This is a genomic window from Pseudochelatococcus lubricantis, assembly GCF_011762225.1.
GTDB classification, from domain to species: domain Bacteria; phylum Pseudomonadota; class Alphaproteobacteria; order Rhizobiales; family Beijerinckiaceae; genus Pseudochelatococcus; species Pseudochelatococcus lubricantis.
In genome coordinates, this window is the sequence record NZ_JAASQI010000001.1 from 33758 (window position 1) to 45666 (window position 11909).

10 protein-coding genes and 1 tRNA gene are annotated in these 11909 nt (G+C 62.5%); 8 read left to right on the forward strand and 3 right to left on the reverse strand.

Features of this window, described 5'->3' with window-relative positions; all coding sequences use genetic code 11:
• The first annotated feature begins 16 nt into the window (after positions 1-16).
• The 4 genes from FHS82_RS00160 (at position 17) to FHS82_RS00175 (ending at position 2775) form a co-directional block, all read left to right on the forward strand.
• Positions 17-496 (forward strand): tellurite resistance TerB family protein, encoded by a 480-nt coding sequence (locus FHS82_RS00160; RefSeq protein ID WP_166947508.1) that lies wholly within the window; start codon positions 17-19, stop codon positions 494-496.
• 256 nt (positions 497-752) lie between these two features.
• On the forward strand, positions 753-1361 hold the full coding sequence (locus tag FHS82_RS00165; RefSeq protein ID WP_166947510.1) for a GNAT family N-acetyltransferase: 609 nt from the start codon (positions 753-755) through the stop codon (positions 1359-1361).
• Between the two features lie 161 nt (positions 1362-1522).
• Entirely contained in the window at positions 1523-2467 is a 945-nt protein-coding gene (locus FHS82_RS00170) for a 2-hydroxyacid dehydrogenase (RefSeq protein WP_166947512.1), read from the forward strand.
• Positions 2468-2700: 233 nt separating this feature from the next.
• A tRNA-Gly gene (locus FHS82_RS00175) sits at positions 2701-2775 on the forward strand.
• A gap of 186 nt (positions 2776-2961) precedes the next feature.
• Here the strand turns inward: FHS82_RS00175 and FHS82_RS00180 are convergent.
• The 3 genes from FHS82_RS00180 to FHS82_RS00190 form a co-directional block, all read right to left on the reverse strand.
• Positions 2962-3405: a hypothetical protein gene (locus FHS82_RS00180; RefSeq protein WP_166947514.1), complete on the reverse strand. Its 444-nt coding sequence runs from the start codon at positions 3403-3405 to the stop codon at positions 2962-2964.
• Between the two features lie 252 nt (positions 3406-3657).
• Positions 3658-4581 (reverse strand): restriction endonuclease, encoded by a 924-nt coding sequence (locus FHS82_RS00185; protein ID WP_166947516.1) that lies wholly within the window; start codon positions 4579-4581, stop codon positions 3658-3660.
• 142 nt (positions 4582-4723) lie between these two features.
• A complete protein-coding gene (locus FHS82_RS00190; protein WP_166947517.1) occupies positions 4724-5290 on the reverse strand; it encodes a helix-turn-helix domain-containing protein in 567 nt (188 codons plus the stop codon).
• Positions 5291-5656: 366 nt separating this feature from the next.
• Here FHS82_RS00190 and FHS82_RS00195 point away from each other — a divergent pair, with 366 nt between their 5' ends.
• The 4 genes from FHS82_RS00195 to FHS82_RS00210 all read left to right on the forward strand — a co-directional run bounded on the left by FHS82_RS00195 (position 5657) and on the right by FHS82_RS00210 (position 11887).
• Positions 5657-6571, forward strand: a complete 915-nt coding sequence (locus FHS82_RS00195; protein WP_166947519.1) for an extracellular solute-binding protein — start codon at positions 5657-5659, stop codon at positions 6569-6571.
• A gap of 65 nt (positions 6572-6636) precedes the next feature.
• A complete protein-coding gene (locus FHS82_RS00200) occupies positions 6637-8685 on the forward strand; it encodes a hydantoinase/oxoprolinase family protein (protein WP_166947521.1) in 2049 nt (682 codons plus the stop codon).
• Positions 8682-10670, forward strand: coding sequence for a hydantoinase B/oxoprolinase family protein (locus tag FHS82_RS00205; protein ID WP_166947523.1), 1989 nt, complete (start codon positions 8682-8684; stop codon positions 10668-10670). The genes FHS82_RS00200 and FHS82_RS00205 overlap by 4 nt, the downstream gene beginning before the upstream one ends.
• Before the next feature lie 8 nt (positions 10671-10678).
• The gene (locus FHS82_RS00210; protein WP_166947525.1) at positions 10679-11887 is read left to right on the forward strand and encodes an NADH:flavin oxidoreductase/NADH oxidase; all 1209 of its coding nucleotides are present in this window, start codon (positions 10679-10681) and stop codon (positions 11885-11887) included.
• Positions 11888-11909 lie beyond the last annotated feature (22 nt).

The following is an 11909-nucleotide window of genomic DNA, read 5'->3' on the forward strand; positions in this document are numbered from 1 at the left end:
TATCCTGAGGCGGCACATGGCATCTCCGTCTGGTCTGTTTTCGCTGTTCGATAACGCCGTGAAGCGATTTCTGCCGACGCAGGTCTCGACATCGCCGGCCCCCGGCGTGCCTGAACCGGCGCTGACGGCGCTCGCGGCGGTGCTTGTGCATGTGGCCCGCGTGGATGGCGTCATCGTCAAGCGCGAGCGAGATTATCTGGTGAACGTGCTCGTGGGCCGGTTCGGCCTGCAGCCGGCTGATGCGGGTGCGCTGTTGGAAAAGGCGCAGGATGCCGAGCAAGATCCGGTTGGAATCGTGGGCGTGCTGCGGCCGCTGCGCCGCGAAATGGACCGGGAAGAGCGCAAGCGGCTGATTCGCACGGCCTGGGACGTGGCGCGCGTCGACGGCGCCGTTCACGCTTTCGAGGACGACGCGATCTGGCGTTCCGCCCGCCTGCTCGACCTGACGGAACCCGAAATCACGGCACTGCGCGAGGAAGCCCTTGCCGGCCGATGAATGATGGATGCCGCACCTGGTCATCCATGCATATGACGCATTGACGAACCTGTGGAGATGTGGAATGCGCACTTGCGTTTCATATCGCAGTGCAGCATGTGTGATATAAGAAGATCACATTTTGGCAACGGGTCGCATTTTGCCCCCGGATGCTCACTAATAACGGCGAGGCAAGCCGGTTCTTTTCAGGGATGAGGCGCCCGGTGGTTAAGCCGGAGTTTGATGCCCGTCGATGAATGAATTCAGATTATCCCGATTGATACAGACGTTCCGTGTCCGCAAGCTATTCGCCACGGATCTGCATGAATACCGCGCGCATCTTCTGCGCCTCGATTCGCACACCCGCTACAGCCGTTTCGGGAGCTTCGTGCGCGATGCCTTCATCGAGTCCTACGTGGAAAGCAGCTTTCGGGACGATGCACTGGTTTTCGGCTATGTCGAGGATGGGCTGGTGCGTGGCGCGGCCGAGTTCCGGCCCTACCGCGGCGAGCACGGGCAGCATGCCGAGGTGGCGTTCAGCGTCGAGGACGACTGGCGGCGCAGGGGGATCGGCAGTTCCCTGTTCGAAAAGCTCATCATCACCGCGCGCAACCGCCAGACGGCAAGGCTCGTCATGCACTGCCTGCCCGAAAACCGCGCCATGCAGAACCTCGCCCGGCACTTCCAGGCGCGCATCAGGCTGGCGCCGGACGAGCGCACGGGCATCATCGTCAATCTCAACCCGACAGCGATGAGCCTCGCGCAGGAGGCGACGGACGACTGGCGGGCCTTCGCAAGCGCCGCGATGGGCATCCATCGCCGTGTCTGGGGCCCGCGGCAGCTCGCTCTCGATGCCGAGCCCCGGCCCCGCCTGTCCCCGCCCTGACGTCCTGAACAGCGGCGCAGGGACGCAGAGCGGTGCGCACGGCAGCGCGGCTCTTGCGCACCGCCGCTTCGCAGGCCATCCTTGCCAGATGCCGTACGGATGTCGTACGCGAGCGCCCGGCGTGCGAACACCGGGCGCGGAAAACCTGCAGGGGGAAGCTCATGAGCGTGTTGCTTGCCATTTCCGGCATGCCGTTGGAAGTCTGGCAGGAGCGGCTGAGCGCACTCCTGCCGGGCATGAGCGTGTTCGTGCCGGGGGAGCCCTTCGACCGGCGGGCGATCCATTACGTCGTTGCCTGGCAGCATCCGCCGCGCAGTCTCAACGGGCTGCCGAATCTGGCGGCGATCTTTTCTACCGGGGCCGGGGTCGACCATCTGCTGCGCGATCCCGATTTGCCGCCGGTGCCGGTCTATCGCATCATCGATGCGGATCTCACCGGCCGCATGAGCGAGTACGTGGTGCTGCATTGCCTGCTGCACCAGCGGGGCCTTTTGCGTGATCTGCAGAATCAGCGTCAGCGTCGCTGGGCGCCGGACCTGCTCCAGCCGGCGGCGCAGAGCGTGCGGGTGGGCATCATGGGCCTCGGCGTTCTGGGGCGGGATGCGGCGCAGAAGCTTGTCAACATCGGGTTCGAGGTCGCCGGCTGGAGCCGCACGCCCAAGGACATCCCCGGCATCGAAATCTTCGCGGGCGACGGGCAGTTGCCCGCCTTCCTGGCGCGTACGGATATTCTGGTGTCGCTGCTGCCGCTGACCGACGGAACGCGCGGCCTCCTCGACAAGAGCATTTTTGCGGGCCTCGCGCGCAATGGCCGCCTGGGCCGCCCGGTACTGATCAACGCCGGACGCGGCGGCCTGCAGAACGAAGCCGACATCCTGGAGGCGCTGGGTGACGGCACCTTGGGAGCAGCGTCCCTCGACGTCTTCCAGACGGAGCCGCTGCCGGCCGATTCGCCGTTATGGAACCACCCCGCGGTGGTCGTCACCCCGCACAGCGCTGCGATAAGCGACCTCGACGCCATCACCCGCCGCATCGCCAGCCAGATTAACGCGGTTCAGGCGGGCGAAACGCCGGAAGGCCTCGTCAACACCGAGGAAGGCTACTGATTCCACGGCCGATTCCGTCAGCCGACAAGAACCGGCCCGCGACACTGCCCGCCTCGCCAAGGTCGCAACATAGCACAGCCGGCCCAAAAGCCTTGCAAAGCAACGAAAGGCAGCTGTGCAAATTATGTGGCCGGCATAGTTTTCCACAGCCCGAAAATTGGGACTTGCACTCAGGGAAAATTCCAGACATAACCCACCCATCGGCGGCGGCAATGACCGCCGCGACAGTGGATGCGGGTGTAGCTCAGGGGTAGAGCACAACCTTGCCAAGGTTGGGGTCGAGGGTTCGAATCCCTTCGCCCGCTCCAAAAATTTGGTACGATCAAAAGCCGCGGTTTTCCGCGGCTTTCGTCGTTTTGGGCGTGGTTGAAGTCGCAGGCGGTTGATGGGGCTTCGGAGGGCGCGGTTACAAGCGGGTTACAAGGGCGCGGCGGCGAGGCGGTTTGGCGTCGTGGTGTCGCGGGGGTGCAGCGGAATGCCGCCGAGTCATCGTCTCAGAACTGATGTTCTTTACGGAATCCCTTTATGAAGCTCTCGCACAGCGCCGATATCGACCGGGACCGCCCCCCAAACTCAACGGCCCAATAAGGATGATCGGGGTGGCCGGCGTGCTGCCAAAAATCCGCCGACTCCCATGCAACCAGTTCCTGCTGTAAATCATCCGGGTGCGGTTTCCCTACGGCGCGTTTCGCATGTTTCACGCCGTTGCCGAGGTCAAGCAGAAGCCCATATGTCGGGAATTGTTTGCGTAGAACATCCTTTTGGCTTGGGCCGAAACCCACCCCTCTGTCAGCCTTGAAATACCAATCCGGAAGATGGGCCGCTGCCAGAATTGCCGCGAAAGCGTCTCCTGCATCGTTGCTGCTCACGAGCCTTTCGGCCAGTAGCAGCGCCATGTCAGCAAACTCAGCGGCATTCCGGGGGAACGTGTCAGCCATGTTCTCTCTCATGTAGGTGTTTGCATCCCGGCTCAGTTCCGGTTGAGGCCCTGCCAGCTCTGCCATTGCTGCCTGTCCCGTACCCAGATATCAAGGGGCTCGTCATGCTGATTCCATCGCGCAAAATGGAGTTTGTAATTGGTAAGATTTTGAATCGGCAAAATGTCGTTTAACAGGATGATCACAGCAGTAGGCCCTTTCGGCATTGCCTTCAGAACGCGGTACAGAATATAGATATATTCATAGATATATTTATAGTTTATCTTTCCTACTGCTTTTCGCCGACTCAATTGCTGACAGAACCCGTCGTCTACCTTCACCTGAATTTGCGTACACCGATTCGGATCGTATTGTTACGTTTCCATCTAAGATCACTAGGCGGCACTCTTCGAGTGGATCATCTTCTGGAACGATATGCCTGAAGTCGGGGTCTGATATCGGCCCAACAGCAGCAACGAAATGTTGATCTACTAATCGCTTTGTCGTCTCCCAGCCCATGAAGCAGCCTAGGCAGTAATCAAGCTGGCTGCGACTGGAGTGATCGGGATCGTATGCGACCGCTAACACTGGAACACCACGCGCTTCCGCTTCAGCCTTGGCTTCAGCCAAGTTCGTGTGCGGCACTCGCATGAAGAACCTGTCGGTAATAGGTAATGGACGCGGTGGGGTTGGTGTTTGAGCGTACTGTGAACCTGCAATCCATTTTGGGTATGAGCGGGGAAAGTAACGCGCCGCCACTACCCGACCTTTTGGCCCCGCCAACAATTGGGATTCAATACGTTCAGCATCAAGAATGAGCACAGGGTATTTTTGCTCTAGAGATGTAAAATGTGTTGCCAGCGTACTGCTTGGCACAGTGGAATAAAATGCAATAATTCCCTGACAATTGTGCGTTTCAATTCGATCACGCAGGTTTCGATCGTCGGATTCAAAAACAGCATTACCAGAATGCGCTTTATGCTTGCAGCTGACCAACCAATCTAAAATTGTAGTGCCACCAACACCTGTGCGCCTCTCACGCACAATCAAATCTCGCCCGGCATCAGGCCCACGATCTGGCCCCTTCAAAATCTCGAAACCAAATGCTTCTAATACGTCCCGCGCAAACAACTCGAACTGATCCCGTTGAGCGCCCTCATGCGCGGGGGCAATCTCTGTAAAGTCGAGGACAGGCATCGTACTTCTTTCGTCCAGTTATCAACCACGCCGGCGGGTTAGTTTAGGATGTATAAGGAACCCGACATAACTGCTTACCAACAAACTCGTTCACTCAAAAGATAGATCTAGCCCAGTTCCAATATGATATACGTCCGTAAATTCAATCTATCAACGCGCTCAGCATCTTGCTGGCGCGCACCAGTTGATCCTCGTTCATCCGGGATAGCTGCGTCTGGATTTTCTCGAGTTGCCGCGTGCGTGCGTTGTCGCTCGTCACGACCATACCTACGCCGAAAAACGCAACCTCCGGCACCTGCAGCACCTCGGACAGCCTCTCAACCGTGGCGAACGACGGCGCGGCGATGCCGTGTTCGATCTCGCTGATCATTTCCGACGAAAGCCCCACCGTGTCGGCAAGCGCATCCTGCGTCAGATACCTCGCTTTCCGATGATAGCGCAAACTGATCCGGAAACGACTGCAGGTTGCGCGCGGACCTTCCCTCCAAGACAGTCGGCGGCAAGGGCGCCAGTGCGAAGGAACGTGGGTGGCGAGTTTCTCGATGCTCACGACGTTAATATAAATAGCGGCACAAGCTTCGCCAAGCTCAGCATAGCCGGGCCTAATACTCGTCAACATCCCGGAAGCCGGCCAGCCCTCACCTCCACCGCCTCCGCTCAAATCGTCAAGCACGATGCAATAGAATCCAACCGCCGAATGCCTGGTCATTCGAGGCGCTGTGCCGGGGTGTCCGGCCGGGGGGCCGGCTTCGGGGCGGGCCGTCCTGCGGGTTTTCAGGCAGCGGCTATGCCGGATTGCGAATATCTGGTTCCGCATAGTCGAACGAAGCTGTCATGCTAACGTTTCTATGCAGACATCGCGAATCTGCACCCCAATATCCCCCTCGCCATCCTGGAATGGCGCAACGACAAAGCATATAAAGCTTTGTATATCAATAACATATATAACTTCCACAGACGGGAACATAACATGAAGCGAACTCTTGGTCCGTTAGCAGTTTTGCTATGTTCAGTCCTGCCGGCGACAGCTCAGGACCTGACGGTGACAGCCTTTGGCGGAATCTGGGAAGAATCCTTGCGCAAATGCACGATCGAACCTTTCGAGGCCAAGACCGGCAAGAAGGTGGCGATCCAGCTGGGCGGCTCCGCGCAATGGCTGAACCAGATTTCGGCCACGCCCGGGAATCCGCCTATCGACGTGCTGCTGATCTCCAGCGACGCGGCATTCGACGCCATCCACCGTGGGCTGGTCGAACATCTGACCGTCGATAAAGTGCCGGCGCTCGCCGAAAGCCTGCCCAAGTTCCGCGAATTCACCGGGGACAACGGCGCGGTTCACAATTTTGGCGCCATGGGTGTCCTTTACAATAAGGACACTGTTCCCGAACCGCCGAAAACCTGGGTCGAGCTGATCGACGGGACCATCGACGGAAAATGGACCTTGGCCGTCCCGGGCGTCAACAACGGCATCAGCGCCATGCTGACCACCGTCTGGTTCTGGTCCAGCCAGATGGGCGGCGGTCTCGACAACGTCGACAGCGCATTCGAGAAGCTGAAGGCGATGAAGCAGAGCGGCAACATGATCGTCTGGAACAGCTCCAGCGATGTACTGCCGCTGATGGGATCGGGCGAGGCGGACATCGCCGTCTACTGGGACGGCCGCGCCTGGGCCTTCGTGCGCGACGGCAACGAGAACTTCAACTTCTACGGCCCGGAGCCGGGCGTGGTTCCGGCAATGACCTGGGCGCAGAAGGTCAAGAACGGCAAGGAACTCGGCTACGAGTTCATCGACTTCCTGCTGGGAGAGAAGCAGCAGGCCTGCTTCGCCGCCAACATCCTTTATGGCGTGGGCAACATGAATGCGAAGGTGCCCGCGGATCTCGCACGTTTCATGCCCAATCACGAGGGCCTGGTCGTTCCGCCTTTCGATGGGGCCTCCACCAGATTGGCGAGCTGGATCGAACGCTGGAACAAAGAGATCGATAAGTGATCCGACGGGCCGGCCGGTGCTCCGGTCGGTCCACTCCTCTTCCTCACTAAAATCTGGACATCGCTATGGGTTATCGAGTCGGCGTCGACATCGGTGGGTCTTTTACTGACTTTGCGGTCTTCGATGAAAAAACCGGAAAGCTCAGCAGTATGAAGACCTTCTCCCGACCGGACGAGCCGGGCGCGGAAGTGATCGAGGGCATCCGCCTTCTGGGCGAACGCTATGGAATCTCTCCCGGGGAGATCACCTATTTCACACATGGCACCACGGTTGGCATCAATACCGTGATCCAGCGCCGGGGGCTGAAGCTGGCATTGTTCGTTACCCGCAACTTCGAGGACGTTCTCGAAATGGGGCGCCTGAAGGGGCCGGACATGTACAGTCTGCTCTCCAAGCGCCCGGCACCGCTGGTGAAACGCTCGATGGTTTTCGGCATCGAGGGGCGCCTCAATGCGGACGGAAGCGAGCGGTTTCCCCTGGACGACGCCTCGATCGTCGCCGCTGTCGACGCCGCCAGGGCGCGCGGCGCCGAGGGCATCATCATCTCGCTGCTGCATTCCTACCGCAATCCCGAGCATGAGCTGGCGGTGCGCGCGCGGGTGGAGGAGCTGTGGCCCGGCGTGTTCGTCAACTGCTCGTCGCAGACCTGGCCGATCATCCGCGAATACGAACGAACGATCACGGCCGTGATCGGCGGCTACGTGCAGCCGCGTGTCGCGCATTATCTCGGCTCGCTGCAGCAGGCGCTGAAGAAGGCCGGCGTCACCTGCGAGCCCCGCCTGACCAAGTCCAACGGCGGTATCATGTCTGCCGAACAGGGCAAGCGGGACTGCGTGCAGATGATCCTGTCCGGCACCGCCTCGGGCGTGATCGGCGCTGCCCATCTGGCGCAATCCTGCGGGATCACCAGATGCCTCAGCCTCGATATCGGCGGCACCAGCGCCGATATCGCGGTGATTTCGGACGGCCAGCCGAAGTTCGGCAGCGGCGAGCTGATCGGCGATTTCAACATTCATATCCCCTCGGTCTCGGTCTCGTCGGTCGGGGAAGGCGGCGGCTCGATCGCCTGGGTGGATGACCTGGGAGTGCTGAAGGTTGGGCCGGAAAGCGCCGGCTCGCGGCCGGGACCGGCCTGCTACGGACGCGGCGGGGACCGGCCGACCATCACCGACGCCATGGCCGCCACCGGGCTGCTGGGCCATGCGCCGCTGGGCTTCAACGCCGTCAATGTCGATATCGAGGCCTCCCGGCGCGCCATCGCCACGCTGTCCGACCGTCTCAACGACACCATAGAACAGACCGCCGAAACGATCCTGCAGATCGCGGTTTCGGGCATGTATACCGAGGTCAGCGCGCTGATCTCGAAGTACGGAATCGATATCAACGAGTTCTCCATGCTGGCCTTCGGCGGCGCCGGCCCGATGCTGGGCTGCTACCTCTCGCGCGAGCTTGGCGTGAAGGAAACCGTGGTGCCGCTGGTGCCGGGTGTGCTCTCCGCACTGGGCGGGCTGATCGCGGACCTGAAGAGCGACTTCCTCTCGACAGTCTATCTGGACCTCTCGGAAGGCGACGCCGTGCTCATCGCTTCGGAGTACGCGCGCCTGAAGGACCGGGCGGAAAGCTGGCTCGGGGATGAACAGGGCTTCGACGGCGACTTCCGGGTCACCGCCAGCGCCGACATGCGCTACAAGGGCCAGTCCTACGAGCTGGACACGCCGATCGATCTGGCGGCCGCGCTGGCCGGCGACGTGGCGGCGATGTCAGCCGCTTTCCACGCCGAGCATGCGCGGATGTACGGCCACAGCAATCCGGCCGCCCCGCTGCAATTGATCTCACTGAAGGTGGTCATCACCGGCATTGGCGACAAACCCATGTTCGAGGAGCAGGAGGTCGTTCCCGCCCGGGCGGAGCCGCAGCGTCTGGTCCGGGCGTTCATGGACGGCGACTGGCGCGACGTGGGGCTGTTCAGCCGCTACGACCTGTCCGCCGGCAGCCATTTCGACGGCCCGGCCATCGTGGCACAGGACGATACCACCACCGTCATTCCGCGGGGCCATAGCTGCCGCGTCGATCGCAACGGCAACCTGCGGATCGTGAAAGGGGATCAGGCATGATCAGCAACTCCCGCCTCCAGATTCTGGCCAATTACTGCGCGGCGGCGGCCGAGGCGATGGGTTTCACCATGATGCGCACCGCCTATTCGACCTTCGTCAAGGAGACCGAGGACTTCTCCTGCCAGCTCATGACGCCGGAAGGGCTGACCTTCGCCTCGCCGATCACCACGGGCGCGACCTGGTATACGGGTCTGGATTACGGCCCGGTCATCCGGATGATTGACGATTACCGCGAAGGCGACGTCTATGCGGTGAACGATCCCTACAGCGGCTTTGTCGCCACCCATACGCCGGACGTGCACCTGTGGATGCCGGTGTTCCGCGACGGGCAGCTGGTCTGCTTCGTGGGCAACCATGTCCATAACACCGACATGGGCGGTGCCGTACCGGCCTCGCTGTCGCGCACGCTGACGGAGGTGCATCAGGAAGGCATCCGCTTCCCGCCGGTCCGCATCATGCGCGACGGGGTGCTGGACGAGCGGCTGCTGAAGATCATCGACATGAACGTCCGCTCTCCCACCCAGAACCGCGGCGACCTGGACGCGCAGCTCGCCTGCCTCGTGACGGGCGAGCGCAAGGTGCATGAGATCATCGACCGCTTCGGCACCGAAGAGTTCATGGCCGGAAGCCAGCAACTGCTGGCTTACGCCGAATCCCAGGCCCGCCAGATCATCGCCTCGATCCCGGACGGGGAATATGTCTTCTCGGAATTCGCCGACGAGGACAGCGTGGACGGCGTGCCCTGCCGGATCAATATCCGGATGACCATTGCCGGGGACAGCGTCGATCTGGACTACACCGGCAGCGATCCGCAGGTCGTTTCGTCGCTGAACATGCCGACCGGCGGCAACATCCGCCATTCGCTGATCACCGTGGGGCTGATCTACAGCCTGCACACGCTGCGGCCCGACGCGCTGCTGAACGCCGGCACGGTCCGGATCCTGACGGGCACCCTGCCCCTCGGCACCATCGTCAATCCGGTGGCGCCGGCGGCCGTGGGCATGCGCAGCCTGATCAGCGCCGTCAATCAGGCGGCCATCTTCGGCCTGTTCTCGCAGGCGGTGCCGGAGAGGATGCCTGCCTGCCCGGCGGGCGGTTCGAGCTTGCTGAACGTGCGGGCGGTGGCCAGCGACGGGCAGCGGATCATCGCCTCCATCGGCCCGGTAGGCGGCGGTGCGGGCGGTGGCCCGACCGCGGACGGGCAGGAAGGCTGCGGCGCCAACTCCGCCTTCCTGAAAAACACGCCGGTGGAGATCAACGAGGCCGAGGTACCGATCCACATCATCCGTTATGGCGTCGTTCCCAATACCGGCGGCGCTGGTCGCTGGCGGGGCGGCAATGCAGCGGTGATGGAGTTTCGCATGCGCACCCCGGAGGCGATGGTGACCGCCCGCAACCGCAACCGCGCCAGCCTCGCCGCCTGGGGCGTGCTGGGCGGCAAGGCGGGAGCCAACGCGCGCTTTACCCGCAACCCCGGCACCGACCACGCCGTCGAGTTGGGCAATACCGACATCGTTCCCTGCGAGCCGGGCGACGTGATCCGCAGCCAGGGCCCGGGCGGCGGCGGGTATGGCCATCCGTTCGACCGTCCGGTGGAAGCGGTACTGGAGGATGTCGAAAGCGGCTTCGTCTCCGTCAACCATGCCCGCGATGCCTATGGCGTGATCGTCGTCGACGGCGCGGTCGACATGGCGGCGACAGCCCGACTGCGCGGCACGCGCGCGGCGCCGGAGGACCATTTCGACTTCGGCCCCAATCGCTCCGCCTTCGAAGCCGTCTGGAGCCGCCGGAACTATGATGCCATGACCGAGATCATGTCGCTCGTTCCGATCAACTGGCGTCATTTCGTCAAGCACCGGCTGTTCAGGGCGGCCGAGACCCTTGACACGTCCCTGTCCCCCGAAAGCATCCGGGAGACATACGCAAAGTTGCAGGCCAGCTTCAATGAGCTGCCATCCATCGATCTGACCGTTTCCGAGCAATGAGAGCCGCGATGAGCACCACGATCCAATGCCGGGCCAGCCGCCCGGCCTCCGACAACAGCCCGATGCTGTTCACGCCCTACCGGGTCCGGGATGTCGTCTTCCCCAACCGGCTGGTTCTGGCGCCGATGCAGATGTATGTCGCCGGCCCCGACGGCAAGCTCAACGACTGGCATTTCCAGCACCTTGCCCGTTTTGCCACCGGCGGCTTCGGCACCGTGATGACCGAGGCGCTGATGGTGGAGGCCCGGGGCCGCAACACCTATGGCGACTGCGGTATCTGGGACGATGGCCATGTCGCCCCGCTGCGTCGCCTCGTCGATTTCCTGCACGCCCAGGGCACCCTGGCGGCCGCGCAGCTCCATCACGCCGGCCCCAAGGCATCGCGGCAACGCCCGTGGGAGGGACGCGGCCCGCTCGGCGAGGCGGAGGCCGCCCGTGGCGAGCCGGCCTGGCAGCCGGTGGCCGCCGCGATGAACAAGACCCTGGACAACTGGCACGAGCCGCGCATGGCGACTGTCGACGACATCCGCGAGATTGTCGCAGCCTATGGCCAGGGCGCCCGGCGGGCTGACGAGGCGGGCTTCGACGTGCTCGATATCCATGCGGCGCACGGATATCTGATCCATTCCTTCCTCTCGCCGGTAAATAACGACCGCACCGACGCATATGGCGGCTCGCGGGAAGGCCGGATGCGGCTGGCGCTGGAGATCGCCGAGGAACTCAGGAAATACTGGCCCGCCGGCAAGCCGCTGTTCTTCCGGCTGTCCTGCGTCGACTGGCGCCCCGACTTGGACAATCGCGAGGATGGCTGGACACTGGAGGATTCCGTGGTGCTGGCGCGGGAGCTGAAGGCGCGCGGCGTGGATGTGATCGACTGTTCCTCGGGCGGTATCCGCTCGGCCAGCTCCGGCACCGACTTCCTGCTGAAGCGGCAGCCGCTGCGCAAGGGTCATCAGGTTCCCTATGCGGACCGCATCCGCCGCGATGCCGAGATCCCGACCATGGCGGTCGGGGTGATCCTCGACGGGCCGCAGGCCGAGGCGATCCTGCAGGCCGGCAAGGCCGACCTGATCGCCATCGGGCGGGAGGCTCTGGTCGATCCGCACTGGGCGCTGAATGCCGCGCGGGCGCTGAATGTCGAGAACCCCTGGTCCATGTGGCCGGCGTCCTACGGCTGGTGGCTGAAGATGCGCGAGGACATCGGAATCGCCGACTGACCCTCGGGGCGGCATGCCGCCC

Excerpts from the sequence above, each read along its gene's own strand:
- FHS82_RS00180 (WP_166947514.1), bottom strand. The coding sequence starts at position 3,405 with ATGGCTGACACGTTCCCCCGGAATGCCGCTGAGTTTGCTGACATGGCG.
- FHS82_RS00210 (WP_166947525.1), top strand. The coding sequence starts at position 10,679 with ATGAGCACCACGATCCAATGCCGGGCCAGCCGCCCGGCCTCCGACAAC.
- FHS82_RS00185 (WP_166947516.1), bottom strand. The coding sequence starts at position 4,581 with ATGCCTGTCCTCGACTTTACAGAGATTGCCCCCGCGCATGAGGGCGCT.
- FHS82_RS00200 (WP_166947521.1), top strand. The coding sequence starts at position 6,637 with ATGGGTTATCGAGTCGGCGTCGACATCGGTGGGTCTTTTACTGACTTT.
- FHS82_RS00170 (WP_166947512.1), top strand. The coding sequence starts at position 1,523 with ATGAGCGTGTTGCTTGCCATTTCCGGCATGCCGTTGGAAGTCTGGCAG.
- FHS82_RS00160 (WP_166947508.1), top strand. The coding sequence starts at position 17 with ATGGCATCTCCGTCTGGTCTGTTTTCGCTGTTCGATAACGCCGTGAAG.
- FHS82_RS00190 (WP_166947517.1), bottom strand. The coding sequence starts at position 5,290 with ATGACCAGGCATTCGGCGGTTGGATTCTATTGCATCGTGCTTGACGAT.
- FHS82_RS00205 (WP_166947523.1), top strand. The coding sequence starts at position 8,682 with ATGATCAGCAACTCCCGCCTCCAGATTCTGGCCAATTACTGCGCGGCG.